General features: G+C 63.6%; 27 protein-coding genes. 19 read left to right on the forward strand and 8 right to left on the reverse strand.

Going from position 1 to position 26,110, the window contains the following annotated elements; genetic code table 11:
• Positions 1–6 precede the first annotated feature (6 nt).
• Genes LTV02_RS03875 through LTV02_RS03915 form a run of 9 tightly spaced genes read left to right on the forward strand, consistent with a single transcriptional unit; the run spans position 7 to position 10,395 of the window.
• The gene (locus tag LTV02_RS03875; protein ID WP_269821604.1) at positions 7–1,338 is read left to right on the forward strand and encodes an FAD-dependent oxidoreductase; all 1,332 of its coding nucleotides are present in this window, start codon (positions 7–9) and stop codon (positions 1,336–1,338) included.
• Complete coding sequence (locus tag LTV02_RS03880) at positions 1,335–2,210, forward strand: SDR family NAD(P)-dependent oxidoreductase (protein ID WP_233038536.1); 876 nt, start codon at positions 1,335–1,337, stop codon at positions 2,208–2,210. The genes LTV02_RS03875 and LTV02_RS03880 overlap by 4 nt, the downstream gene beginning before the upstream one ends.
• A complete protein-coding gene (locus LTV02_RS03885) occupies positions 2,203–2,736 on the forward strand; it encodes an SRPBCC family protein (RefSeq protein WP_233038538.1) in 534 nt (177 codons plus the stop codon). The genes LTV02_RS03880 and LTV02_RS03885 overlap by 8 nt, the downstream gene beginning before the upstream one ends.
• Positions 2,733–4,148: a flavin monoamine oxidase family protein gene (locus LTV02_RS03890; RefSeq protein ID WP_233038548.1), complete on the forward strand. Its 1,416-nt coding sequence runs from the start codon at positions 2,733–2,735 to the stop codon at positions 4,146–4,148. Before LTV02_RS03885 ends, LTV02_RS03890 begins: the two co-directional genes overlap by 4 nt.
• Positions 4,145–4,648 carry an SRPBCC family protein gene (locus LTV02_RS03895; protein WP_233038549.1) on the forward strand — a complete coding sequence of 168 codons (504 nt, stop codon included), beginning with the start codon at positions 4,145–4,147 and terminating at the stop codon, positions 4,646–4,648. The genes LTV02_RS03890 and LTV02_RS03895 overlap by 4 nt, the downstream gene beginning before the upstream one ends.
• Positions 4,645–6,930: an MMPL family transporter gene (locus LTV02_RS03900; RefSeq protein WP_233038551.1), complete on the forward strand. Its 2,286-nt coding sequence runs from the start codon at positions 4,645–4,647 to the stop codon at positions 6,928–6,930. The genes LTV02_RS03895 and LTV02_RS03900 overlap by 4 nt, the downstream gene beginning before the upstream one ends.
• Positions 6,931–6,973: 43 nt before the next feature.
• Positions 6,974–8,551, forward strand: a complete 1,578-nt coding sequence (locus LTV02_RS03905) for a flavin-containing monooxygenase (protein WP_233038553.1) — start codon at positions 6,974–6,976, stop codon at positions 8,549–8,551.
• On the forward strand, positions 8,552–9,853 hold the full coding sequence (locus LTV02_RS03910) for a hypothetical protein (protein WP_233038555.1): 1,302 nt from the start codon (positions 8,552–8,554) through the stop codon (positions 9,851–9,853).
• 38 nt (positions 9,854–9,891) lie between these two features.
• Positions 9,892–10,395, forward strand: a complete 504-nt coding sequence (locus LTV02_RS03915; RefSeq protein ID WP_233038557.1) for a pyridoxamine 5'-phosphate oxidase family protein — start codon at positions 9,892–9,894, stop codon at positions 10,393–10,395.
• Positions 10,396–11,322: 927 nt separating this feature from the next.
• On the opposite strand, the gene LTV02_RS03920 is transcribed toward LTV02_RS03915, so the two are convergent.
• On the reverse strand, positions 11,323–14,325 hold the full coding sequence (locus LTV02_RS03920; protein ID WP_233038558.1) for a hypothetical protein: 3,003 nt from the start codon (positions 14,323–14,325) through the stop codon (positions 11,323–11,325).
• A 143-nt stretch (positions 14,326–14,468) separates the two neighbouring features.
• Positions 14,469–14,597 (reverse strand): hypothetical protein, encoded by a 129-nt coding sequence (locus tag LTV02_RS39185; RefSeq protein ID WP_269821605.1) that lies wholly within the window; start codon positions 14,595–14,597, stop codon positions 14,469–14,471.
• Positions 14,598–14,829: 232 nt separating this feature from the next.
• Here LTV02_RS39185 and LTV02_RS03925 point away from each other — a divergent pair, with 232 nt between their 5' ends.
• A complete protein-coding gene (locus LTV02_RS03925) occupies positions 14,830–15,312 on the forward strand; it encodes a hypothetical protein (RefSeq protein WP_233038560.1) in 483 nt (160 codons plus the stop codon).
• Between the two features lie 33 nt (positions 15,313–15,345).
• Here LTV02_RS03925 and LTV02_RS03930 read toward each other — a convergent pair whose 3' ends face one another.
• Positions 15,346–15,924, reverse strand: coding sequence for an isochorismatase family protein (locus tag LTV02_RS03930; RefSeq protein ID WP_233038562.1), 579 nt, complete (start codon positions 15,922–15,924; stop codon positions 15,346–15,348).
• Positions 15,925–16,107: 183 nt separating this feature from the next.
• Between LTV02_RS03930 and LTV02_RS03935 the strand changes: the two genes are divergently transcribed.
• Entirely contained in the window at positions 16,108–16,719 is a 612-nt protein-coding gene (locus tag LTV02_RS03935; RefSeq protein ID WP_233038564.1) for a TetR/AcrR family transcriptional regulator, read from the forward strand.
• Between the two features lie 68 nt (positions 16,720–16,787).
• Here LTV02_RS03935 and LTV02_RS03940 read toward each other — a convergent pair whose 3' ends face one another.
• Positions 16,788–17,804: an alkaline phosphatase family protein gene (locus LTV02_RS03940; RefSeq protein ID WP_233038566.1), complete on the reverse strand. Its 1,017-nt coding sequence runs from the start codon at positions 17,802–17,804 to the stop codon at positions 16,788–16,790.
• 289 nt (positions 17,805–18,093) lie between these two features.
• Between LTV02_RS03940 and LTV02_RS03945 the strand changes: the two genes are divergently transcribed.
• Positions 18,094–19,041: an extracellular catalytic domain type 1 short-chain-length polyhydroxyalkanoate depolymerase gene (locus LTV02_RS03945; RefSeq protein WP_233038568.1), complete on the forward strand. Its 948-nt coding sequence runs from the start codon at positions 18,094–18,096 to the stop codon at positions 19,039–19,041.
• Positions 19,042–19,050: 9 nt separating this feature from the next.
• Here the strand turns inward: LTV02_RS03945 and LTV02_RS03950 are convergent, their stop codons facing one another.
• Positions 19,051–19,653: a TetR/AcrR family transcriptional regulator gene (locus tag LTV02_RS03950; RefSeq protein ID WP_233038569.1), complete on the reverse strand. Its 603-nt coding sequence runs from the start codon at positions 19,651–19,653 to the stop codon at positions 19,051–19,053.
• A 171-nt stretch (positions 19,654–19,824) separates the two neighbouring features.
• On the opposite strand from LTV02_RS03950, the gene LTV02_RS03955 reads away from it, so the two are divergent.
• Both LTV02_RS03955 and LTV02_RS03960 read left to right on the forward strand, forming a co-directional pair.
• Entirely contained in the window at positions 19,825–19,968 is a 144-nt protein-coding gene (locus LTV02_RS03955) for a hypothetical protein (protein WP_233038570.1), read from the forward strand.
• A 97-nt stretch (positions 19,969–20,065) separates the two neighbouring features.
• Complete coding sequence (locus LTV02_RS03960) at positions 20,066–20,704, forward strand: TerD family protein (protein WP_233038571.1); 639 nt, start codon at positions 20,066–20,068, stop codon at positions 20,702–20,704.
• Here the strand turns inward: LTV02_RS03960 and LTV02_RS03965 are convergent.
• Positions 20,692–21,414 (reverse strand): PAS and ANTAR domain-containing protein, encoded by a 723-nt coding sequence (locus tag LTV02_RS03965; RefSeq protein WP_233038572.1) that lies wholly within the window; start codon positions 21,412–21,414, stop codon positions 20,692–20,694. The two genes, LTV02_RS03960 and LTV02_RS03965, sit on opposite strands and share 13 nt — an antisense overlap.
• A 153-nt stretch (positions 21,415–21,567) precedes the next feature.
• On the opposite strand from LTV02_RS03965, the gene LTV02_RS03970 reads away from it, so the two are divergent.
• The 3 genes from LTV02_RS03970 to LTV02_RS03980 all read left to right on the forward strand — a co-directional run bounded on the left by LTV02_RS03970 (position 21,568) and on the right by LTV02_RS03980 (position 24,014).
• Complete coding sequence (locus tag LTV02_RS03970; protein WP_067707864.1) at positions 21,568–21,966, forward strand: MerR family transcriptional regulator; 399 nt, start codon at positions 21,568–21,570, stop codon at positions 21,964–21,966.
• Between the two features lie 49 nt (positions 21,967–22,015).
• A complete protein-coding gene (locus tag LTV02_RS03975; RefSeq protein WP_233038573.1) occupies positions 22,016–22,402 on the forward strand; it encodes a hypothetical protein in 387 nt (128 codons plus the stop codon).
• Positions 22,403–22,490: 88 nt separating this feature from the next.
• Complete coding sequence (locus tag LTV02_RS03980; protein WP_067707225.1) at positions 22,491–24,014, forward strand: catalase; 1,524 nt, start codon at positions 22,491–22,493, stop codon at positions 24,012–24,014.
• A 62-nt stretch (positions 24,015–24,076) separates the two neighbouring features.
• On the opposite strand, the gene LTV02_RS03985 is transcribed toward LTV02_RS03980, so the two are convergent.
• Both LTV02_RS03985 and LTV02_RS03990 read right to left on the reverse strand, forming a co-directional pair.
• Positions 24,077–24,484, reverse strand: a complete 408-nt coding sequence (locus LTV02_RS03985; protein WP_233038574.1) for a hypothetical protein — start codon at positions 24,482–24,484, stop codon at positions 24,077–24,079.
• A gap of 27 nt (positions 24,485–24,511) precedes the next feature.
• Complete coding sequence (locus tag LTV02_RS03990; RefSeq protein ID WP_233038575.1) at positions 24,512–25,072, reverse strand: type 1 glutamine amidotransferase domain-containing protein; 561 nt, start codon at positions 25,070–25,072, stop codon at positions 24,512–24,514.
• Between the two features lie 173 nt (positions 25,073–25,245).
• On the opposite strand from LTV02_RS03990, the gene LTV02_RS03995 reads away from it, so the two are divergent.
• Both LTV02_RS03995 and LTV02_RS04000 read left to right on the forward strand, forming a co-directional pair.
• Positions 25,246–25,659 (forward strand): hypothetical protein, encoded by a 414-nt coding sequence (locus tag LTV02_RS03995; protein ID WP_233038576.1) that lies wholly within the window; start codon positions 25,246–25,248, stop codon positions 25,657–25,659.
• A gap of 32 nt (positions 25,660–25,691) precedes the next feature.
• Positions 25,692–26,039 carry an STAS domain-containing protein gene (locus LTV02_RS04000; protein ID WP_084534601.1) on the forward strand — a complete coding sequence of 116 codons (348 nt, stop codon included), beginning with the start codon at positions 25,692–25,694 and terminating at the stop codon, positions 26,037–26,039.
• Positions 26,040–26,110 lie beyond the last annotated feature (71 nt).

Here is a 26,110-nt window from a genome sequence, read left to right on the forward strand (position 1 = left end):
ACGATCATGATCAACGAGCGAAACACACTGCGGGTCGCGGTAGTCGGGAGCGGAATCTCGGGAATCACTAGTGCACTTCGACTTCATGAGGCCGGATTTGACGTGGAGGTGCTCGAGTCGGAGGAACGGATCGGCGGCCGATTCGGGATCGATGTGCTCGGCGAACGGCCGGTAATGACCGGTGGCAAGAACATCGGACATAAGTATTCCGAATTCCGGAGTGTGGTGGGCGCACTCGGCGGTAAGTCGTGGGAGCCGTTCGGCATCAACTCATCCCGGGTCATCGATGGCGAGATCCGTACGTTGGACACCTCCCATCTGTTTCGGAGCCTGCGCCACACTTTCGAGGTCGGGTCCCCCGCAGACCTCGCCCGGCTGGCCGTTCACGCAGTACGGATTCGGGCTAATCGTTCCAACGCCTTCCTCGATTCACCATATTTCACGGGTCTCGGACGTAGCGGTGACCGCCTACCGCTGAGTGCACACTTTGGTCCACGGATCGTGCAGAACATCCTGCGGCCCATGACGATCCGTATGAACGGAGCCGAACCGGACGAGGTCTACCTGGGCACCTTCGGCACCAATCTATCCCTGATGCTGGACACCTACGAGCAGCTCACCGAAGGTATCCAGCCGGTGCTCGACGAGTTCCGTCGGCGTCTACCCGTCACCACAGGTGCGACGGTGCGGAGGCTGATCTCCGAGGACGGGCGCATTTCAGGACTCTGCGTCGACCTCGACGGCACGGTGAGCGAACGGTACTACGACGGCATCGTGCTCGCGGTTCCCGCCCACGCCGCGGCTGCGATTGTGACAGCGACTCATCCGGAATTGGGAGAAACCTTGCGGCGGGTGCGGTATTTCCCGTCGACGGTCGCGCTTGTCGAGTACGACCGGCCGTTCTTCGAACCCGGTGTACGCGCGCTTGCAATGGACGGCGGGCCGTGCAGCAACGCGGGGGCCTATGGGATCGAGGACCGACACATCGTGCGGTACACCTTCAGCGGCCGTGACGCTCGGAATGAGCCCAGCCCCGACACCCTCGGCCGCTGGCTCGACGATGCCGAGCGGAAAGTATCAGGGCTGCTTGGGATTACTCCGGGTACTCGACTCACTACCCTTACCCACCACTGGCCAGCGGCATACTGCGCTTACGGTCCCTTCTACGGTGAGTTGCTCGCCGATCTTCACGGTCAGCTCGCCAGTATCGACGGATTGGAACTGAGTGGCGACTACCTGCTCGGCGTGAACCTGGAAGCCTGCAGCCAATCTGGTGCCGCCGCCGCAGCGCAGTTGACGGCTCGGCTCGATGCCAACGCCGCGGCGGCCTTGGCATGACCCTCACAGCTGACGCGGGCTCCTGGTCAGTGGTCACCGGAGCGTCGTCGGGTATCGGTTCCGCCCTGGCGGAGCAGCTCGCCGACCGCGGACATGACCTGGTGTTGGTGGCCCGCCGGACCGACCGGCTCCGGGAGATCGCCGACCGACTCACTGGGAAGTACGGGGTCACCGTCGAGGTCGTCGGTTGCGATCTCTCCGATCGTGCGGCGCGAGCCGAGTTCGTCGAAAACCTTCGCACCCGAACGATTTCCGTGCTCTGTAACAACGCGGGGTTTCCTGTGTGTGGCACCGTGGCTGACGCCGATTCGGCTGCGCAGATACGTGAGGTCGAGGTGAACGTCGTCGCGATGCACGAACTCACCCAAGCGGTACTGCCCGGCATGCTGGCTCGGCGCCGAGGCGCGATTCTGATCACCGGTTCCAATGCTGGCGAACAGCCGGTACCCACCGCCGCGGTGTATGCCGCGAGCAAGGCCTTCACCAATAGTTTCGCGGAGGCGCTGCACCAAGAACTCCGTGGAACAGGGGTCACCTGTACCGTGCTGGCGCCTGGTCCGGTCCTGACCGAGTTCAGCCGGGTCGGCGGTGTCGCCGCCATCGAACGGCATCGAATCTTCGTGTGGCTCAGTGCGGAAAGGGTGGCCCGCGAGGCATTGGAAGGGCTTTCACGGGGGCACCGGATGGTGATCCCCGGTCTCATGGCGAAGACCCAGGCCTACACCGGTCGGTACATCCCGCGTTCGCTGCTCTTCCCGATACTCAGGATCTTCATCCTGCCCCGACTGCGATCCGCGTTGCGGCAGCAGTTACCGGAATCGGAGTGTGCGCGGACGGCGAGTGCAAGCGCAGCCGGGGGACAGCGTGACTAGATACGAGATCGATACCGAGTGTCGTGTCGCGGTCTCACCGGACGAGGCGCTGCAAGCTCTGATGGATATCGAGCGCATGCCAGAGTGGTCGGCCCTGCATCAGAGCGTGGTCGTGGAGTCAGCGGACGGTCGAGGGCGTCCCCTGAGGGCGCGCGCCGAAGTCGCGATGTTCGGCTACCGCGAATATCAGGAGTACAGCTATGTCTGGCACGACACCGGATTTTCTTGGGAAACCACGAATTCACGGAATCTAAGGCACCAAGGCGGTTCCTACGTCGTGCAGCCGGTCGACGGCACAAGCCGCATCGCGGTCCATTTCGTACTGGAGCCCAAGATTCCGGTGCCCGGGTTCGTGGTCCGCAAAGCACAGCTATATGCAGCCGAGACCATGGTCGCGAGTCTGGCCGGATTCGTGGCGCGGTATTCGGCTGCGGCACAGGCCGATCCGGCCACCGATCGTCAACCACCCGCGCCCACGACTTTGCAACGTTGCTTCCCCGATGAGCCCGAGGTACATCCGAAATGAGCCATACAGACAACCTGGATCCTGTCCTGCAGCCCGCGAGATCACCCGACGGGCGTCGGCCCGACGTCGTTGTGGTCGGTGCTGGCCTGGCAGGGCTATATGCTGCGCGCACCTTGTTGCGCGCCGGTCTTGAGCCAATGGTGCTCGAAGCGAGCGACCGGGTAGGCGGTCGCGTCCTGAACGCGACAATTGGTGACGGCAAGGTGGTGGAAATGGGTGGCCAGTGGGTCGCCACCCAGGACCGCCTGTTGATCAGTCTGGTGGCCGAATTCGGCTCTGATCTCTTCCCGACCTTTGATCGCGGTACCCACGTGCTCGAGGTCGGCTCGAAACTGCGCCGACACCGTGGCAAGATACCGCCGCTTCGGCCGCATGCCTTGCTCGAATTGGGGCTGGTCCGAACACTTCTGAACGTACTTGCGCGCACTGTGCCGCGAGACCGGCCCTGGGATGCGCCACTGGCATCCCGATGGGACAACGAGACCCTTGGTCTCTGGTTCGACCGCTTGGTGCACACCGAGGAATGTCGATCGCTGTTGTCCGCAGCGGTATCGACGATATGGGGTGAGACGCCGGATCGCATGAACCTGCTGCAGGCTCTCCAATATGTTGCTATCGCAGGCAGTTTCGACGCACTCGGCGATACCGAGGGCGGCATTCTGCAGGACCGGATCGTCGGTGGGTCGGGAGTGATTGTTGACGGTCTAGCTGCCGAACTCGGCGACCGCATCGTCACCGGCGCACCGGTCACTGCTATCCGGACCGTGGACGGTGGCGTCGAGGTGACCGTCGGTGGCGCTACCGTGGCTGCAGACCGGGTGATCGTTGCGGTGCCACCAGAATTGGCCTCGGAGATCCACTTCGAACCGGCGCTTCCCGTGGAACGTGCGGCGGCCCTGCGGAGCCTTCCGATGGCGGATGTGATCAAGTGCACCGCAGTGTATGACCGGCCCTTCTGGCGGGAGCGGGGACTGAGCGGCCGCACGCTTAGCCTGGTCGGCCCGGTCACATCGACATTCGACAATTCACCGCCCGACGGCTCGCCCGGCGTGTTGGTCGGCTTTGTCCCAGGAGCCGCGAGCCGCGAAATATCCGCGATGACGGAACGAGAGCGTCGACAGGCGGTGCTGGAAGCCTTCGCGCGCGTGGTCGGCTCGGAAGCCGCGCACCCGGTCGAGTATTTGGAGAGGGACTGGTCGTCGGATCCTTGGATCCGTGGCTGCTACTTCGGTCTCGCGACTCCGGGATCCCTGACTGGTCCGCTCCGAGTACTCGGCAAACCGGTCGGAAGGGTCCATTGGGCGGGCTCGGAGACCTGCTTCGAAAACTTCGGCGGCATGGAGGGCGCACTCCTCTCCGGCGAACGTGCGGCGAGTGAAATTGTCTTGGCGGCTAAGGAAGTCGTTCGGTGAGTGGGCTCGGCGACCTGGAGGAGAGCCTGTTCATCGCCTCGCCGCCGCGGGACGTCTGGCGTGCTGTATCCAGGTTGAACACGATGCCGCAGTGGAGCCCGCAATGTCGCCGGACGATCGTGTTCGGAAAAGTCCGCCCGGGGACCTGGATTGCCAATGTCAACAACGACGGAAGAATCTGGTGGTTGACCACGGCCAGGGTGGTCGCATGCGATGAGAATCGTATGGTCGCTTGGCGTATCAACGAGAACCGAATGCGGTGGTCCTACACAGTAACTCCGGTCGTACACGGTACGCAGCTCACCGTGCGTCGCAGTGCAGTCGAGGGGCAATCGCAGCTGTCCCGCTTCCTGGGCGACCACGTCTTCGGTGGCAACACGAAATTTGATCAGCGAGTGCTTCACGGCATGCGAAAAACGTTGTCCAACATTAAGAAATCGCTAGAACGGTCCCCATTGCCGGAGCTCGCGGACCACTCCAACCCGAGGAATATGCAGTGATTTTTGCAAGACTCATCAGACTCGTCCTCCGCCGTCCGCGTTCAGTCCTTGCAGGTGCGTTCCTCTTCCTGGTCGTTGGTGGCATCATCGGTGCCCCCGTAATGATTTCGCTGCCCGCCGGCGGTTATCAGGATCCGGCCTCGGAATCGTCTCGCGCGCAGCGGATCATCGAGGAACAGTTCCACGAGGGCGGAATGTCTCTAATCCTTGAGATCAGCAGTCCCGCGGGTGTGGACGACCCCGCGACCCGCGCGCGAGCCGACCAGGTCACGGCCACGCTGAAGGCTTCGCCCTACGCTGGCAAGATCATCTCGTACTGGGCCGCGCCAAACGGCTTCAGCAACGCACTCGCCACCACGGACCATAAGACCGGCTTGGTGGCGACACAGGTTGCCGGGTCCGACAGCGTCGCCCCGAACCGCGCACGCGACATCGTGAAGAGCATCGTGGGCGAGAAGGACGGCGTCACCGTCACGGCCGGTGGACAATCGATTCTCTACAACGATCTGACCGACGAATCGCGGAACGACCTCATACGCGTGGAGATCATCGCCGTTCCGTTGACCTTCCTGGTCATGGTCTGGATCTTCGGCAGTGCAATCGCCTCCGCGTTGCCGATGGCCGTGTCCGTCGTCTCGATCGCGGTGACTCTGGCGGTGCTGCGGATCCTGTCGAGCTTCACCGATGTGTCGGTGTTCGCGCTGAACCTGACTACCGCGGTCTCGCTTGCGTTGGCGATCGACTACACGCTCCTGATCGTCAACCGCTTCCGCGAAAACGTCTCGCAAGGCATTCCACGTGACCAGGCGCTGGTCCGAACAATGACTACTACCGGTCGCGCAGTCACATACTCGGCGTTGACCGTAGCGGCCATCGCGGCCACCATGATGGTGTTCCCGACCTACCTGATGCGGTCGTTCGCCTATGCGGGCGTCACGTCGGCGGCGGTATCACTCGCAGGTGCCTTGATCATCGCTCCAGCGATGATAGTGCTGTTGGGTGATCGTCTCGATGCCTTCGATATCCGAAAGCCTCTGCGTCGCTGGCTCGGTCGGCCCACTGTCACCGAGGCCCAGGCGCCCGAACAGAGCTTCTTCTACCGAAACGCTGTGTTCGCCATGCGATTCGCTGTGCCGGTGGTTCTCGCTATCACGCTGATGTTCGTGGCGCTGGGCCTGCCTTTCCTGAATATCAAGATCGGTTTGCCCGACGACCGAATGCTGCCGCTCTCTGCTCCGTCAGCGCACGTGGGCGACTCCATGCGCAGCGATTACTCACAGAACTTCGCCGGCACCGATCGCGTACTCCTTGTTGATGGTCAGTACACCGACCAGGCGCTGACCCAATACGCACAGCAGCTTTCGAAGGTTTCCCATGTGACGAGCGTGTCGGCGCCCAATGGCACCTTTGTCAATGGTGCGCAAATGCTCGCGGCTCCGGTCGGTCCGGCCGCACGCTCCGGCGATGCCGCGTATCTGACGATCTCGACGACCCTGGATCCTTACTCGCACGCCGGCAAGGACCAGCTGCAGGCGCTCAAGGATGTACCCGCGCCGGCCACGACTCTCTTCGACGGCCTCGCGCAGGTCAACAACGACTACGTGGACAGCACGCTGAAATCCTTCCCGTGGGTGCTCGTCCTCATCGGGTTGATCACATTCGTACTGATGTTCCTGCTGACCGGCAGTGTCGTATTGCCGATCAAGGGGCTCGTCATGAATGTCATGTCATTGGGCGCCGCCTTCGGTGCCGTGGTTTGGCTCTTCCAAGAAGGCCATCTCGGCGGTCTGGGCACGACCACGACCGGTTTGATCGCGGGCCCATTCGTGCCGCTGATCCTGTGCTTGGCTTACGCATTGTCGATGGACTACGAAGTCTTCGTCATGTCCCGGATCCGGGAAGAATGGCTGAAGTCGGACCGAACTGCCAAGGGGAACGAACGCGCGATCGCAATCGGACTGGGCCGTGCCGGCAAGGTGGTGACGGCGGCAGCCCTCGTCATGGCGATCGTCTTCGCCGCAATGATTGCATCGCACGTCGCGACCATGCGCATGCTGGGCGTCGCCCTGACGGTGGCGATCGTGTTCGATGCCTTCCTCATCCGCATCCTGCTCATCCCGGCGTTCATGAAACTGATGGGTCGGGCGAACTGGTGGGGTCCGAAGGCTCTCTCTCGCTTGCACGAGAAGTGGGCTGTCAACGAGGACAATGACCTTCCCGAACCAGACCCTTCGGGCGATCACCTCAATGCCGAGGAAGCGGACCCGTCCGTTGTCGGCTGACCCTGTCCACAGCGTCCTGACTAGGCAACAGAAGGAGTTCGGGATGGACGATCCGGTATCGGATCGGCGCGTCACCCATGCTCGGTTCGTGATCGTCGGCACCGGCTTCTCCGGGCTCGGCATGGCAATAGCGCTGCGTAAGGCGGGCTATGACGACTTCGTCATCCTCGAAAAGGCAGACGATATCGGCGGTACATGGCGCGAGAACACCTACCCTGGGTGCGCTTGCGATGTCCCTACACACCTGTACTCGTACTCGTCCGAGCCGAGTAGCGAATGGACACGCGTATGGTCCGGGCAGCCGGAGATCCTCGGCTATATGAAGGATCTGGTGGAGCGGTACGACCTGCGCAAGCAGATTCATTTCGGCACCAGGGCCGACGGCGGCCACTGGGATGCGGAGGCGAACAGGTGGTTCATTACCACCGGTACCGGTGTTGAATACGTATGCCAGTACTACATCATCGGGATTGGTCAGTTGCACATTCCCCGATTCCCTGCGCTCCCTGGCATCGAATCCTTCACGCAGATCAGTTTCCATTCAGCGGAGTGGAACCACGAGGTGGATCTCACCGGTAAGCGAGTGGCGGTGGTCGGGACCGGAGCCAGTGCCGTACAACTAATCCCGGAGATCGTCGACCGCGTTCGGGAACTACACGTATACCAGCGTTCTGCGCCCTGGGTGCTGCCGCGCCCAGAGTTCGGGATCAGTCCGAGCGCCCGTTGGCTCCTGCGTTGGGTACCAGGGCTGCGCAGGAGCTTCCGGACGCTGATCTACTGGATTTTCGAGTCGACTGTCCTCGGCATGAACGGTCATCCGTGGATGCTCGGATTCCTCGAACGGGCAGGCAAGTGGAACATCTCCCGTAGTATTGACGATCCCGAGTTGAGAGCGGCCCTGACGCCTGATTACCGCATCGGTTGCAAACGGATTCTGAGTTCGGCTGGCTACTATCCAGCGCTGAACAGGCCGCATGTAGAGGTGACGACAGGGCCAATCTCGGGAATCGGCAGGAATGGAGTGATCGATGCGGACGGTATCGAGCGCGAAGTCGACGCCATTATCTACGCTACGGGTTTCCAGATTCTGCCAGGCTTCCAGGGCAACCCGATCTTCGACCTCATTGGAGTGGAAGGCGCACGGCTGTCCGACGATTGGCGAGAGAATGGCATTGATCCGTATCTCGGGATGATGAGTGCCGATTTCCCGAACCTCTTCATAATGTTCGGACCCAATACGGCCAGCCTTAATAATTCAACGATCTATATGATCGAGCAGCAAGTCCGCTTCATCATCCGCGCACTGCAACGTGTGGAATCTTCGGAGGCGGTAGCGATCGCAGTAACGCGGTCGGCTCAGGATAGCTACACCGACGACATTCAGCGCCGGTTGGCCAAGGCTGTCTGGACGACAGGCGGTTGCACCAACCAGGTTCACGATTCCCAGGGGAAGAACCGTGTGGTCTGGCCCGGATTCACTTGGCAATACCGGCTTCGAACCCGCAAACTCGACCCGGCCGCGTTCGAGCTCATACAGTCTGGCACTCCAGCATGTGGCAGTGATACCAGTGGCGAGAGTGTTGATCTCGAGCCAACGGTCCGAGCAGCGGAGCGAGGATAGATGCGACAGGTCGACCTGAACACCTTCGACGAGTTCTATCTGCACCTCGACAATGCGTTCCAGCCGTGGGGAATTCACATCGAAGCCGCGGTGTCCGGCCGTCTGGACTCGGTGCGACTGCAGGCGGCGGCCTGGGCGGCGGTGAGAGCCCACCCCATGCTGCGCGCCGAGCTGGCCCCATGGCGGGCCACTGACATCAGGTATCGATGGCGGATCGCCGACACACTGGATTCGCTGCCGCTGACTACCGTCGAGTGCCGCGATGAGAACGAACTAGCCGAGGCCCGGATTCGTTTGCTCGATCATTCGCCACGGCTGGACCAACCGGGCCCGTTCGAACTCTTGCTCGTGCATGCGCCTGGCGGAGACCGGCTGCTGCTGAACCTCAACCACGCTGCGGCGGACGCGATGTCTGGTGTGCGGGTCGTGTACTCGATTCTTCGCGCCTATGGCGGTGAACCGGACGTAGTGCCATCCTTCGACCCGTTGCTTGCGCGCGACGTCCGGAGGCTTCTCAAAGACGGATCGATGACGGGCCTGGTCGGCCGTGCGCGCGCATTCGTAGATATCGCACGGGTAGGAACCCGCGAACCTTGCCGAATTGTGCAGCGCGGTGGAATTGATCGATCCGGCTACGGTTTCGAGCTTCGCCGGATCGATGTCGACACGATGAAAGAGGCGATGCGGCGACGTCCGGCAGGAGCCACCGTGAACGATCTGCTGATCGGGTCACTAGCGGTAACCATGCGACGATGGAATGATAAATACGGAGGCCCGACAGGTCGACTTTCGATGGTTATGCCGGTTAATTCGCGTCCACTGGAATGGCGGAACGAGGTAGTTGGAAATTTTGCTATATTCACCTCAGTGAACATTCCCGAGTCGATGCAGAGCGATGTCTTGACCGCGACGACCGAAGCGGCCAGACGAACATCCGGTATCAAGATGAACCGCACGCACGGCCTGATGCGCGATCTTCTCGGCCTACTGAACCTGCTTCCTGCCGCACTGAAACGCTGGGTTGTGCGCGAGAAGCCGCTACTCGGTGGCCGAGTCGCCGATAGCGCGGTGATGACAAACCTCGGGCGCGTGATGCCGCCGCCGGTGCTCGGCGGCAACGCGGGGGAGGTCACCGGAATTTGGTTCTCGTCCCCGAGTCATTCGCCGAACGACACCGCGCTCGCTGCGGTATCGTTCGGCGGCGAAATGTTTCTCAGCTTGAGCTATACCCACACTCAATTCGATGCCATCGCGGGAGTCGAGTTCATGGATTTGTTCGAGCAGGTCCTAGTTGCTGGTTGAATTGATCTAAATATATTTTGAAGTTGGGCAGGAATGCTATGAAACTTGATGAAAACTGGGATCAGATCCGGGACGTGGTGTCGAGAGGTAAGCGGTCGACAGGGCATTTTGCGATCGCATCGGTGGACTCGAGAGGGCGACCCCACGTCACGCCAGTGGGTACCTTCTTTCTCCGGGACGACCTGACCGGCTTCTACTTCGAGCAGTACACCAGCACCCTGGCACAACACCTCAACGCCAACCCACAGGTGTGCGTCATGGCGGTCGACCGGAGTTCATGGTTTTGGCTCCGGTCGCTACTTGAGGGCAGGTTTTCGGCGCCGCCCGGTGTTCGGCTGTACGGTACGGCGGGTGCCCGGCGTTTGGCGACGGCCGCGGAACTGGAGTTGGTGGCTAAGACCGTTAAGCCAGCTCGCTGGCTGAAGGGCGGGAGGCTGCTTTGGTCCGACTTCAGCCACGTTCGCGACATAAGCTTTACTGAGTTCCGGCCGGTGCGCTACCCGGTGATGATGTCACATCTATGGCAGCCCACTCCTGAGTAATGATCACCGACAGTGATTTGGCAGCCAGTTCGCTTCCGCCATGCGTCCCTGAATGGGTTCGTCGGCAAGCGATCCGCCTGACGGGGCAACTCAGAAGGAGAGAAATCGCTGGTCACTGCCCGGGATTTGGCATCAATTTTGGCATCACGACAGTTCGGGACCGATAGGTCACGGCGGGACCAGGCGGACGCCGTGAACGATTGGCATTCCGCTGACCAGCACGGATAGGACGCAACGGAACGGGATAGCACTGGTGGAACCGCTTCCCGTTGGCTCATAACCCAGCGATCGCAGGTCATGTCCTGTCTTGGCTGCCGGTCGAAGCCACGGCGTACCTGCGGACGGTCGACGGGGGCGGAACCGATGGGAACTGGTGGGAATTCGAGTGCCATTTTGAGTGCCATTTTGCGGCCGAAACGGTAGGAATCCATGGGATTCGATCGGAACGAACGGGACGCGTTGAGGTAGCGAAATGCCAGGTCAGAATAGGTAGAACCCCCAAGATCGCCAGGTCAGCGCATGATCTTGGGGGTTCTACGAGATGATGAAGAAGGATTGACCGTTTCCGCTGGTCAACGGGTTGTGAACTGTTGAACTAGGCCCCAAGTGCCATATTGAACGGTCCGCGGGCCTTGAAGGATAGGCAGATACGGCGAGGCGGGGAGATGCGAGCCCTCTCGGCGTATAACCCGTCCGTCAGCCAACCAGGAAGCATCACCCTGTATTCGTTTGCGCTCTTGCGGTGAGGGTGACGCCGCCGAAGTCTGCGTCGATCCGCTCCAGCACACCCGTCTGGTTCCTCGCTGCTGAGCGGTCGAGGTTTCGCGTCGCCAACGCTCGGCCTCTGCTGAGGCTTCCCATCTCAGCCGCTCGGCAACGTCATCGGTGGTCGTCCAACAGACAGAGTTTCTGAGCTGTGGAGGAGCGCTATCTCATCTCGTCCCATGTCCATGCAGCAGAAGGTGTTCCGTCTGGTTCTCGCCCGTACCAGAATCGCTCGCGGTTACCGGGCACTGCCAAGAACTGTTCGAACTTCCCCGCCGCCGGCAATCGCTGGACGAGGAGGGCGGCCTGGTCGGCGGTGCATGGCTCCCCAGATTGCTGCCCGGATCCTGCGATAGGGGCGCTCGGGTCGGTTGGGGTGCTGCGGTCGATGGTGAGGGCCATTGGGCTGCCGGACTCCATCGCTGACAACACGAGGTTCGCCACGAAGCTGTTGTCGGTCGGCCCGTTTACGCCAATGCTGTTGGAAAGCATGGTGTTCGGGCTCTCGGCGATCATCCGGTACAACGTCCGATTGAGATCGCCCAGATTCGGTGGGCTATCGAGACCGATGTGGCTTGCTGCTCGTAGGGCGAGGTCGGCTGCTGTGTCGAGAGCGCCCACGGGGATAAGAGCTCGCAGTACAGACGCTACTTGGTAGGGGTTGTCCAAGTCGACGTGGCCGACAGGATCTCTTGCTACCAGCGCTTCCACGAGCTCCTGCGCGGTTCCGCTCGGTGCCAGATCTTGCAGGTACTGGGTCACCATGTCGGGATCGTCCAGGTCGACGGCCTGGGCCGCTCGGGAGCACAGTTCAGCTGCTTGACCGTCAGCGTTGACTACTCGTAGCCACATCATCAGCGTAGCGACTGCAACGCTGTCGTCGATCCTGGCGTTGGAACCGAGGTCACGACCCAGTAGTACGTCAATTTGATCGGTGGCTTGAACCGCTTGCAACTTGGATATGAGGAACGCCAGAGTTGTCGGGTTGTCAAGGCTGACCTCGGCGGCGGGGTTGTGTGCCAGCAACACCGGGATGAGATCTGGTGCCTCGCGTTGCAATAGCCCGATCAGTTCCCCGACTCCCTTCGCGCTGGTGAAGCTGAGGTTCGCGAGTGAATCGTGGGTCAGGAGCGTGTTCACTTGCGTGGTGGCTCGGTTGGTGCGCAGGTACAGAAGCAGGCTGACCCACCCTTCCAAATCCCCTAGCCGACTGTGTCGTTCAGCAGCGCGACCAGCCAGGGTTACGAGTTGTTCGGGGTCTTCGAGTGTTTGAAAGAGTGTGAGCAGATTAGCGACGCCTCCGATGTCGTCGAGTCGGACCTCGGCCGCTGGATTGCGGGCGAGCAACATGGAGGTCTGCTCGTTATCTCCTGCGTTGCGCAGCGCGTTCAGTAGCATCCAAACATCCGACGGGTCATCGATTTTGACGGCGGCGCCGGGATTGCGTGCCATGAGCTCAGCGACGGTGGCCTCGTCTTCTGATTGAATGAGGCGGCTGACGACGCGCGGGCTGTCGAGATCGATCAGGGCCGCGGCTCGCGACGCCAGCTTCCGGCGGCGCTCCTTGTTCTTTCCACACATAGCCAACACAGGTGACACGCCGTCAGGGTTGGTGCTGGTCACGTGTTCCATTGCCCAATCGAGCACTCCGGCTTGCCCAACTCTGGTATGCGGATTACCAAGGAGGCCGCGGATAGCGCGCAGGTTACCGGCGGATTGGACTGCCCGAGTCCTCAGCTGTGCAGCGGTGCGAAGCAAGCCGCGGTCGGCTGCGGTGTCCGCGAGTCCGGCAAGGTCGGAGGGGCTGGCGTGCTCTAGGACGGCGCGCCAGAATCCCAGCGGCGGAATCTGGTCGGCGCGGGCGGTGCGCCCGTGTTGATCGAGATAGTCGGCCAGTTGGTACACCCCGGGTTCTGCCTTCGCACTGTGCTCGCCTGCTCCGTGATGTTGGTCCATCCGGGGAGGCCCTGACGACGAGGCTGGGCGCGAAATCCGGATCGGTCCCGGGGCACCTTTGCATGGCTGGGTGAGTTCGGATAGGACGAGTTCGAACCAGTCAGGTGCCAGATGGTTTCGTTCGTCACGGCTCAGGCAGGCAGCTGTGGCGGCGCGCAAGAAGTCGGGAGTGAACGCGTTTGGATGTCCTAGACGGAGCGCATCCATAGCGACTTCGATGGTGACCCGCGCGGCCTCGGTGACTTGATGTTCGTAACGATCGATCAGTTCCGGCCCTCCGGCGAGGTATTGGGCGATGCGGCCGTCGGTAGCCCGCAGGCAGGCCCGCGCTATACGAGTGTCGGCCGCTACCGCGCGTCGCAGTGCGGCCAGGTCGACGCCGGCGAAACTCGATGCGACGCGAATGACATTGGGAGTGAGCAGCTTGCGGATCGGCGAACCAGAGTCGCGGCACAGCGCGTCGTAGTGCTCGTGCCACATGGTGCCCAGGATCAGCACCGGCGCCCGGCGGTGGTCGCCAAGCAATTCCAACAGAAGGTTGGCGATGCGTTCCCCATCCAGGGCACTGTGGTTTTGAAAGTAGTGTTGGGTTTCGTTGAGCCACAAGACCGTTCGAGGACCGATCCGCGCGATGCCGTCTTGTAGGCCTTCGTTTCGAGAGGGAGACAGGGGGTACCACGCTCGCCATCCGCCTTTGTCGCGTAGCGGCGTGAGGGCTTCCCAGAGAGCTCGTGTCTTGCCGGTTGATGACCCGCCGAGCAGCACAGCGATGGCGCTGTCCCCGGTGGCGGCCCGGTTTACGACCGTTGCGAGCCGCGCGTCGTGTGCGCGGCGCAGGTAGGGCGGCAATGCTGGCAATGTGAGCGCCCCTGCGGCGGAGATGGGTTCATGGACCCCCATGGTGAACGGGTCGGTCAGGGCTGACAACGAGGTACCCAACTGCTCAGGATCGTCGCCTTCCGCCCGGGTGTGCGCCGCCCGCCATCGCGCTATTTCGGTCGGAGACGTGATGCCCCATACCTGTAGTACTTGCTTCAGATTCGACCAGCGAGGGAAGGTTTTGCCCGAAGTCCAGTTGTGGATGGTCGCCGAACTCTTCATTTCCGTCGAGGCGTAGAGCTTGGTATAGCTGACCCCCTGCTCGCTGTACAGGTTGCGGAGAGCCTCCCGAAGCTCGGCACGGGTGTTGATACTCTCCGGAACGCCCATCCGCTCAGTCCATTTCGTTCATTTCCATTCAGAGATTACGCAGCGAGGTCCGCCCTATAAGGAGTTTTACAGCCTCGATCGACTGGATGCGACTGAACGGCCCCCTGCCTGAACCTCGAGGCATGTCGCTTCTCAGTATCGCCCTAGCCGCTATCGGTGCCATCGTGCTCATCCTGCAGGCTGCCCGCGCCGTCCCGCTGGCCGTAGCCGCGCTGTTGAACGCGTGCGAACCAGTGATCGTGGCCTACCGTAGCCTGCGGAATCTTCTGCATCACAACGATTCTGAGTGATACAACCATCCAGCTGAATCGCGGGCGAGTTCGCCTGAGAAGGGCTTCCAGCCTCTACGAAGTGGCGCCGCGAAGGGGACTGGCGCGCCGGCTTCTCGCAGTGCACGCTGACGTCCGTGCGAGGTCCTCATCCAACTGTGGTGTGACGCTCCACACGCTGCTACCTCGCACTTTCTAGCTAACGTTTCGCTACTAACGGGGTTACGCTCCTGCCATGCGAATCCAGTGGAAGCTCGGCACAGCCGCGTTGGGTGCGTTTGTCACGCTGCCCTTCCTGATCGGTGCACCTGCATCGGCTCAGGAGAACGTCTCCTGCGACGCAAGTCAGTTCACCGACTCCGGCGGGACCTCCTCGGGTTCCCTGTCCAACTGCACGGGGTCGCTCGCGGGTCAGCCGCCCGTACAGCTATCTTTGGGCGTTGGCAACAATTTCGGAACCGGATCCGCAGGGACCGGATCATTCGGACCTCCGAGTCCGGTCACGGGGTGGGCGACTTGGCCCGACGGGCAGGTCAGCCGCCTCGAAGGCGTAGCGCTGGGCCGCCCGATGTCGAACTCCGCGCTCAATCTCGATATCAAGGACGGCCCGAATGCCGGCGGAAATATCGCGATCGACGGCAGCTATTCATCCGGCAGCGCCGGTGCGACCTACGGCTACTTCACCCCGACGGCGAAGGCTACCGTCACTCTGCCCTGAACCGATGTCCGAGCTGACGCTCGGCGTTGCCGATCAGGTGGGGTCGGGGGACGGTTCGGGCCGGTGGGACAGGTGTGTGATGAGGTCGTCGAGTTCGATGATGTCGGCGTACAGCGGTAATACGGTTTCGAGCAGGCTTCGGTTGGCCAGCGGATCCAGGTCGGCGACACAGTCTTTCAGGATCAGTACCCGGTAGTCGCGGTCGGCGGCGGCGATGGTGGTGGCCAGGACGGTGCCGGTGGTGGTGACTCCGGTCAGGATCAAGGTGGTGATGTCGGCGGCCCGCAGGATCCGGCCGAGGTCGGTGGCGTCGAATGCGCCCAGTCGGCTCTTGGTGACGACGAACTCGCCGCGCTCCGGGCCGAGCGCGGGGTGGATACGGGTGCCGGAGTGACCCTCCACCATGAGACCTTCGCCCAGAATGTGTCCGAATCCGTGGTTCCAGTGCGCCAACTCGGGATATCCCGGCCGGAACGCCAGCCGGACGTGCCCTACGCGCAATCCGGCCTCGCGAGCGCATCGCACCGCTTCGACGGTCCGTTCGGCGCTGGTGAGGGCGGCGGTGGGTAGCCGCGCCAGCAGGGCTTGCTGAAAGTCCAGGGTCAACAACATTGTTCGTGAAATGTCGAACGAGATCGGCACCATCACCTGCTCCTGACTACCACCCAACGGTCCGGCGGCGCGTATCGGAACGCCCCGGGCGTGGATTCGGGACGGAAGGCGAATTCGATTTCCGGGACTCTAACACGCGTGTGGTACTCAGTACCAATTGTGAGATTTAGTACAGTAGTGAATGTGGCCGTCCCTCCGAATCTCGACCCAGCCGCCCCGTCCGGCCTCGCCGCGCGCAAGCGTCAGATGGTGCAGGCGCACGTCAGCGCGGTGGCCATGCGCCTGTTCCAGGAATCGGGCTTCGCCGAAACGACCGCCGATCAGATCGCCGCGGCCGCCGGAATGTCGCGCACGAGTTTCTTCCGGTATTTCGCGACCAAGGAAGACACGGTCCTGTTCCATACCGACGCGCTCGGCGCGCACATTCGCGCCGTGCTCGAGTCGCGGCCCGATGGCGAAAACGCCTGGGATGCTTTACGAAACGCGATGACGGCACTGCCCGCGCTGTTCGCGGATCGGCCCGACGGCGGGCTCGCCGAAGCCACCCTGGTCATCCGGACCCCGGCGATCCGGGCCCGCAACCACGACAAGCTCCAGGCCTGGATCACCCTGCTCGCCCCCGAGACCGCCCGCCGCCTCGGAGCCGATCCCGACGACCCTGCCGACCCCCGACCGCGGGCAATGGTGGCGGCCACCCTCGCCTGCTTCGATATCGTGACCGAGATCTGGGTCGACTCGGGCGGAACCGCGGATCTGTCGGAACTGCTCGAACGGGCCATGTCCGCGACGCGTTGACGCGCCGAATCTCGCGTTACGTGATCGGGCGCCGATGCCCGATCACGCAACGCGATACGGGAAGCGGATCAGCCCTCGCGCCTGGGGATTTCGAGTTCCTCCGCGCTGATGGACCCGGTGCCGGTGCCGGTGTTCGGCAGTCCGATGCCGAACGAGCCGGTGTTCGGGGAGGTCGAGCCGCTGCCGTCGATCAGGGATTTACCGTCGAAGGCGGTGGTGCTTTCGACCCCGAGCAGCGCGAGCACGGTCGGGGTGACATCCACCAGCGAGCCGGAGGTGTTGCTGACGCCGGCCTTGAACGCGGGGCCGCGGGCGATGAGGAAATTGGCCGTCTCCTCGGCGGATTGACCGCCGTGGCCGCCGCCGGGTTTGTGCCCGTGGTCGGCGGTCACGATGATGTTCCACTTCTCGTTGGGTTTGAGCTTGGCGCGGGCGTCGACCGCGGCCACGATCTTGCCGACCTCGGCGTCCACGCGCCGGACGGCCTCGAGGTATTCGGCAGAGGAGCTGCCGTGGCTGTGCCCGGCCTCGTCGACCTGATCGAGGTGAGTGAACAGGAAGTCCGCTCCGTCGTCGGTCACGGCCGCGACGCCGGCGTCGGCGGTGGCGGCGTCGAGCTTCTGCTCGGTGGGATCGTCTGCGGGAGCGGGGGTTCCGATATTCACGTCGGCGTGCGGATCACCGGATCCGGCGATGGTGGCGATGGTGTGCCAGGAGGCGATGGACTCGGTCTTCAGGGCGGGCTTGGCCTTCTCCAACTGGGTGAAGGCGGTGGGGTACTTGGCGAATGGAGCGGCGGTGACATTGTTGTCGTAGATGCCGTGCTTGGTATCCCACACCCCGGTGAGCACGGTGGCCCAGGACGGTCCGGAGATGGTGGTGTGCGGCGCGATCGAGGTCTGCCCGAGCGTGCCCTCGGCGGCCAGCTTCAGCAGATTGGGCGCTTTCGCTTCCTGCACCTTCTTGTACATGGTGCCGTCGAGCCCGATCACCACCACCTTGTTGACGGTCGCGTCGGCGGACGCGGGCGCGGCGCCGAACAGGCACGCGACTGCCGGTAGCGCGGCAAACAGCGTGATGGACAAGGGATTCAGGAAATTTCCATTTGGTAGTTTCACGGTCTAGACCGTGCCAAAGCTGCCGGGAATTGGTCCAGACCTTTGGGTGACTGTTCATCGATCCTCCGCGTTCGAGGTCCGAGTATTCACCGTCGCGGTGCTTGCGCAGCATCTAACACAATGATAGTAATTCGTGATTGCTAGATATTGCCTGATGTGCCCGCCTGGTTCGATGAGGGTCGTCCTTAATGGAAGACGAACACCGATGAACAGCGAAAATGCTGATGCTGCGCCGAGAAACTGGATAGCTCGCCGAGTGGCCCCCGCACTCATCACCGCTGTGGTGACGCTCGCCGTGCATGTTGCTGTGGGGCCGCCGGTGCGTGCGGAACCCGCCGAATCGAGCTGGCATACCTATGGCCGCGGCGCTGATGCCCGGCAGTATCTGACCTATCGCCCGGCCGATCTCGCACCGGGCAGTCCGGTGGTCGTGTGGTTGCACGGCTGCTGGTTCCGAGGCGGCGATCCCACCGCGGCCGAACGCGTCGAATCCGCCGCGGCGACCGGATTTCCCGCGCTGGCCGACCGCGAGGGGTTCGCGGTGATCTTCCCGCAGCAGCCGCGCTCCGCGAACTCCGACGAGTGCTGGAACTGGTTCGATCCACTGCAGCATTGGTCCGGTCACGGCGAGGCTGCGCTGCTGGCCGGCCTGGTCGCCCGGGCGGTCGAGGACCTGCACGCCGACCCGAATCGGGTGTATCTGGCCGGTCATTCAGCCGGCGGCGCCATGACAGCGGTGCTCGGCGCGGCCTACCCCGAGCGGTTCGCGGCACTGGGCGTCAGTGCTGGGTTCCCGGCGGTGGACGGCCTCGACTCGCTGGGCGCTTTCGCCGGCGCGCGCATGCTCGAGCGCGGTGTGCGCGGCCTGCCGGTCGCCGTGATCACCGGCGACGCGGATCCGTTGTCGCAGCCGTGGATTCAGCGGCTCGTGACGGATGAGTGGCGCAGTGCCGACCGCATGGCAGACGGCGGCCGGCTCGATGTCCTCGGGGGATTGCGCGACGCCGTGCTGCCGCCCGCTCCCGACGCCGTCGAGGAGCAGCCCGGTGTGGACGGCGAGTATTCCAGGACGATCTCGCGTTATCGGATCGGCCCTCGAATCTCCGTGGACCACTGGGTATTCCACGGCATGGCGCACGAATACCCGGCCGCGTTGACGACACCGGCCCTGTGGCGATTCTTCACCGCCGCGGGCGGTCCGTGAGCGGCGTGCTCACTCCTCGCCGGAGGTGATGCGGTCGAGCAGGTAGTCGAAGGCGGTGCTCACCCGCTGGTCCAGTTCGGCCACTGGAAGTCCGACATCGCGCGCGACCACCTCGCGGAAGATCACGTATCCGGCGACGGTGGCCGCGGTCAGCACATGCAGCGCCGCGGCGTCGACATCGGGCGGCAGTGCCCCGTACGCCTTGTCGCGCTGCAATGCCGCGTCCATCTCGGCGGGCTGGTCGAAGATCGAGAGCTGCTCGTCGCCGTCGAGGGCGAGCATGGCCATGAACGCCATCCATTTGCCGGACAGCGCGGCCTGTAGCAGCCGGCGGCGGCGTTCGGCGAACGGCACGTCCCAGTGGCCGGGGAACTGGGCGGCCAGGCCCGAGAGCCGCTGTGCGAGTGCGGCGCGCAGCAACTCCTGCCGGCTGCCGAAGAGCTGATAGATCTGCCCGCGATTGACATTCGCCTCGGCCGCAACCTCGTTGAGGTTCAGCCCGGCCAGCACGCCGTCGCGCTCGAGCAACCGTTCGACCGCGTCGAACAGGTCGGATTCGGTGCGCGCGCGATCACGCTTCTTTCGTGGACGCGGCCGGTTCGACTCCTCCATACGGGAAATCTTGCCGCATACCGGAATCTGCCCGACATCCGGTCGCCGCCGTATCGACCGCGATGCGCGCCGCGTTACTGGAAGTTAGCTGTGACGATCGCCATACTAGCGAAGTGCTAGTAATTTTGAAAACCCGCACCTAGCATGGCAATCGCACGACCGTTCCATTCAATGCAAGCGAAATCGAAAGGCAGTCAATTGATTCCAGTCATCTTCGACACCGGTAGTGCCGCGCTGGGCGGTCTCTTCAATACCTTCGGCGCCGCGATCGGCGGCATCGTGAACACCCTGTGGACGGGCTCCTTCGGCCGCTAGCCGGAACCCGTGGACCGTGCGGATGGCCGGGCATCCTCGTCAGGGCCGGCCATCCGCATCGGGTGATCTCGAATGTGGCCGCGCTGCGGTGCTTCCAGTGGGCGTGAGCCGGTTTCAGCGCGGCGGGGACGGGCATGCCAACCGGGAGATGAGAATTCGATCAGAGGAAACCGTGTCAGTTTCACCGCGCAATACCGATGACGCACCGTTCGCCTGCATCACCCTGGCTCTGGGATGGGACCCGTCGCCGGAGTCGGTCGCGCCGGCGGTGGATCCGGTAGAGGCGGTGGAGAACCGGATCGACGTCAATCTCGCCGCCTTGTTGTTCAGCGGTGGGCAGCTGGTCGATGTCGTTTTCTACGACAATCTGGTGTCCCAGGACGGCGCGGTGCGCCATACCGGTGACAATCTTACGGGGGAGGGGCGCGGGGACAACGAGATGATCGTGGCCGACCTGACGCTGATCGATCCGGCGGTGACGGCGGTGTTCGTTGTCGTAACCTCTTACACCGCAACGCCGTTCACCGAAATCGCCAATGCTTACTGCCGGGTGACGGACGCGGAGTCGATGGCCGAGCTGGGCCGGTTCACCCTCACCGGTGGACCGCATACCGCGGTGGTGCTGGGCAGGCTCGACCGAACGCCGGAAGGCTGGAACTTCGTCGGTATCGGGGCCGGTATCGCGGCCACCCATGTCACCGAGTCCATTCCGTATCTGACGCCTTATCTGCCTTGAGGCGATCGGTTCTCCTGCGGTACCCGTTCGTGCATGGTGAGCAGCAGGTGGTCGAAGGCCGCGACGGTGCTGGGGGGCGCGGGAGGCAGGGACGGTAGTTCGGCGATCAATTGCTCGGCGAGGGCGCGCAATTTCACGTTGGTCTCCTGTGACCGCCAGGTGAGGACCTTGAACGCCTGGTCGGCATTGATGCGGTACATGCGCATCAGCACGCCCTTCGCCTGTTCGATGACCGCCCGCGCCCGCACCAGTTCGGGCAGGCGCTGGTCGACGGTGGTGCGTTCGGCGTCGGTGAGCGTGCCCGACAGGTCGATGTAGAAGCCCGCGGTGCCGACGGCGCCGCCGGCGGGGTCCAGGATCCGGTCGGCGACCACCATCACCTGATGCGCGCTGCCGCCGGTGTCGATGAACCGGTGGCGGCTGGAGAACGGCTCGCCGTGATCGATCGAGCGGGCGATGGCCTCGGCCACGTGTTCGCGATCGTCCGGATGCTTGTGCGAGAGCAGCAGTTCCGTGGTCGGTTCGACCTCGCCGGGCACGTACCCGTGCATGCGGTACACCTCCGGCGACCATTCCCAGCGCCTGGTCGCGAACCAGAAACGGAAGCTTCCGGTCGCGGGGCCGCTCGACGCGGCGACCGCGCCATCGAGTTCCGGTGTGGGCGCGGTGCGGTCGTCGGCGGTCGGGAGTTCACGTGAGGAAGCGTTCATGTCCGTGTTCGATGTCGTCGGCGGTTTCAGGGAATATGGGCTCGGATACTAGCAAAATCTATGCTCTCAGGCATAGATAACTTCTAGCAGTCGTCGGAAAAGAACACAACACGGATGGCAAGGTAATCTATGAGCCTGGAAGTGAGGAGAATGATGGTTTCTGACCGCCACGACCATCTACCCGGGCCGGCGCACGCCGTGTACGCCATCTCGGTGGCCGCGGAGCTGGCCGGTATCGGAGTGCAGACCCTGCGTCTGTACGAACAGCACGGACTCATCACCCCGGTGCGGAGTTCCGGCGGTACCCGCCGCTACAGCGGCCACGATCTGGCCCGCCTGCGGCGGATCAGCGAACTGGCCGAACAGGGCGTCAACCTGGCGGCCATCGGCCGCATCCTCGAGCTCGAGGACGACAATGCCGCACTGCGCGAGAGCAATAGCGAATTGCACGATGCGAACACCGCGCTCGAAGGCACGAATTCGGCACTGCTGGAAGCCAATACCGCGCTGACGGCCGAGCGGGACGAACTGCGCGGCGGACCGCGATCCTGACGGGTTTTCGCGCTCGTCGCCGCGCCGAAAGCGGGAGTAGGGTGCCGGTATGACCGCGCCCAGAGAGATACCGGATCCGTGGGCGAGCCACCGCGTCGCCCCGCACTGGATTCCGGCGCGCGGATTGAGCAACGGGTTGCGCGCGCACGCCTGGGCCGTGCTCGCCGATCTGCACGAATCCCAGGTGTACCGGGTGCTTTTCGCGCTCACCGACGCCGGGATCGCGGGCCAGGTGCTGCCGGAACGGGCCACGATCATCGAGGCCGGTGATCCGGAGATCGTCTGGCGGCTGCGGGTCGATCTCTCGCGCTACCGCGCGGCCGAGGACCGCCTGATGGAGTTGCTGCGCTACAGCCGCCCACGCCGTGCACCACAGCCGCCTCGGGGGGCCCGCCGCCGGCGGCGGGTACCGTTGGTTCGGAGATCTCACGATTGACACGGGCACGGGCCTGTTTCGAGGACGTTGAAACGGGCATGTGTCGTAGTGATCGAAAAGACCGCACACCAGCGTGTGGAGGAGAGACATGTCCGATCGAAAGGGCTATACGACAGACGACGCCGGGATTCCGGTGCCCAGTGACGAACATTCGCTGACCGTCGGTCCCGATGGGCCGATTCTGTTGCACGACGCGTATCTGATCGAGAAGATGGCGCAGTTCAACCGGGAACGGGTCCCGGAGCGGCAACCGCACGCCAAGGGCGGCGGGGCGTTCGGGATTTTCGAGGTGACCCGGGATGTGAGCGCCTACACCCGCGCCGATGTGTTCCAGCCCGGAAAGCGGACCGAGGTGCTGGCCAGGTTCTCGACGGTGGCGGGGGAGCGCGGCAGCCCGGACACCTGGCGCGATCCGCGCGGGTTCGCCCTGAAGTTCTATACCGAGCAGGGCAATTTCGATATGGTCGGCAACAACACGCCGGTGTTCTTCGTGCGGGATCCGATGAAGTTCCAGGACTTCATCCGATCGCAGAAACGGCGCGCGGACAACAACTTACGCGACCACGATATGCAGTGGGACTTCTGGACGCTGTCACCGGAATCGGCGCATCAGGTGACCTGGCTGATGGGGGACCGCGGCATTCCGCGCACCTGGCGGCATATGAACGGGTACTCCAGCCACACCTACCTCTGGTACAACGCCGCGGGCGAGCGTTTCTGGGTGAAATACCACTTCAAGACCGATCAGGGCATCGAGTTCTTCACCCAGGACGAGGGTGACCAGATGGCCGCCATGGACACCGACTATCACACGCGAGATCTGTTCGAGCACATCGCCGCCGGTGAATTCCCGAGCTGGACCCTGCACATGCAGATCATGCCGTTCGACGAGGCCAAGACCTACCGCTTCAACCCGTTCGATCTGACCAAGGTGTGGCCGCACGGCGACTATCCGCTCATCGAGGTGGGACGCCTGACCCTCAACCGCAATCCCACCGACTACCACACCGAGATCGAGCAGGCGGCCTTCGAACCCAGCAATGCGGTGCCGGGCACCGGTCCCAGCCCCGACAAGATGCTGCTGGGCCGGTGGTTCTCCTATCCGGACGCGCACCGCCATCGCATCGGCGCGAATTACAAGCTCCTACCGGTCAATTCGCCCCATGCCGCGCCCGTGCATTCGTATTCCAAAGACGGCCAGATGCGCTATACGAACATCTCCGACCCCGTCTACGTGCCGAATTCCAAGGGCGGCCCGCACGCCGACCCCGAGGTCTCCGGCCCGGTGATCGGCTGGCACACCGATGGCGAAATGGTGCGCACCGCATACACGATGCGCCCCGATGACGACGATTGGGGCCAGGCCCGCACCATGGTTCGCGATGTCCTCGACGATGCCGCCCGCGCCCGCCTGGTGGACAATATCGTCGGCCATCTGCTCAATGGCGTCAGTCCGCCCGTGCTGGCCCGCGCCTTCGAATACTGGCGCAATGTCGACAAGGAACTCGGCGACCGGATCGAATCCGGTGTGCAGGCCAAGCAGAGCGCCCTGGATCCCAAGGCCGCTCAGCAATCCAATCCCGCGCGCTCGTCGGCACAGCACAAGGCGTAACCCGTTCACCCGCAACCGGAATGGAGCGCTCGCAAATGCGAGCGCTCCATTTCTACGGGAACTCAGAAGCCGACCAGCCCGGACGCCAGATCCGGAACCTGCAGCACATCGAGCAGCGCCGCGCGCACCTCGGGACACATGGCCGTGGTGATCTGATCGACCACCGACCGATTCCGCGCGACCGCGAGATTGACGCCGTTGTTGCGCAGCGCCCAATTCTCGACCGTGGCGTTCAGAGCGACCTTGCCCGCCGTCGGCCCCTGCATCCGCCAGTCGCCGACGTCCGGCGCGAGCATGTCGCACAGATGCTGTGCGGATTCCGCGGTCACCGTCGGCCCCTCCGGGCTCTCGATCGGCGGCGGATCACCGGGCGCGGAGGTCCCGGTGCTGTCGGCGCAGCCCGCGACGACGGCGGCCGCGGCGGCGAGGACGAGGAAATACGTGGCGGATCGAATTCGCGGGCTGGACATCGTTGTCTCCCTTGCATTACGGGGCCGCTAACGTTCGGACAGCTCCTCGGTGATGGCATCGACGAAGTCGGGCAGATCGCCCGGATTACGGGAAGTGATCAGCGACCACCCGTCCGAGCTGTCCCGCACGACCGATTCGTCGGCCCAGACGGCGCCGGCATTGACGATGTCGGTGCGCAGGGACGGGTAGGAGGTGAGCGTTCTGCCAGCGACGACCGCGGTCTCGACCAGCAGCCAGGGCCCGTGACAGATGGCGGCGATCGGATTCCCGGCGCTGGTCACGGCGTGCACCAGGGCGCGTGCGTAGGAGTCGGTGCGCAATTTGTCGGCATTGACGGTGCCGCCGGGGATGACCAGCAGATCGATCTCCGTGGGATCGATATCGGCCAGCGCGCCGTCGGGTTCGACGACATCCGCGGGTTCCAGATCGTGCCGATAGGTGTGCACCGGTTCGCCTTTCACGGCGGCGTGCCGCACCTGGGCCCCGCGTTCGCGCAGCCGGTCCCGGGGCACGATCAGTTCGTCGCGCTCCACGCCGGTGTTCGAGGTGACGATCACCACCCGCTTGCCGGCCAGTAGTCCGGGCATGGCTCCTCCTCCTGATCATGGATCACTCGTGCTGTGCGGATGCCCGGTGTGCGGCGCGCGAAACCGCACGTGGCGGCGCTACCGGTGCTGACCGGGCGATTGTTAGCCGCGCCGATCGGTGGCTACTCGGTCAGCAGAAATGGTTTTTGTGCGGGCGGCAGGAGGGCAGTGGGATGCGGACGACGGTGCGAGGCGGCGCGGTGGAGATGGTGGTCGCGGCGGACGCGGAGATGTTGCCGGTATTGCGGTCGATGGTCGAGATGGCCTTGCTGACCGCGGATTTCGCGCTGCCGGAGGTGATCGACGTGCGGGTCGCGGTGGACGAGGTGGCCACCGCCCTGCTGGTGTCGGCGGCCGCGGACGCGGAGGTGACGTGTGCGCTCCGATATGACGAATTCCGGGTCGAAGTGCGCATGTCGGCGCTGACCCGGACCCGGGGCGTGCTGTGGGGCGACGGTTTGAGCCGGGTGCTGCTGGAATCGCTGACCGATGAGCTGGAATTCGGGGAGGATGGGCGCGTCGGGGACCGGCGTGGCCACGGTACGGTCGTACGCTTTGGCCGCAACCGAATCCGTCACGGGGGATGATGGTGACTCGGGTTCGATCGAGGGAGTGAGTGTTGACCGAGAGTGGATTTTCGCGGCTGCTGACGGTATCGCGCGATAACGCGGGCGATACCGTCGTGGTGTCGGCGGCCGGCGAGATCGACATCACCTCGGTGGGTGAGTTGCGCGCCGCGCTCGCGGATGTGGTCGCGGCGGCCGAGATTCCGGTGATCGATCTGTCCGCGGTGCATTTCATGGGATCGGTGGGGCTGAGCGTGCTGCTGGAGCTGGTGGAGAAGGTGAGCCCGGCGCGGCTGCGGGTGGTGGTGTCGCCGGAGGTGCGCCGGCCCATCGAGATCACCGAATTGGACAAGGTGGTGCTGCTGTTCGACGCGCTCGAACCGGCGCTGCGGCACCGGTGAGCCGCCCCGGGTGCGAAAGCCGGCGAAACCCATCCGGAAACAGGCTGCTGGACTAGGCTTTTCGCAACCCG

Source organism: Nocardia yamanashiensis (assembly GCF_021183565.1).
Taxonomy (GTDB): Bacteria; Actinomycetota; Actinomycetes; order Mycobacteriales; family Mycobacteriaceae; genus Nocardia; species Nocardia yamanashiensis.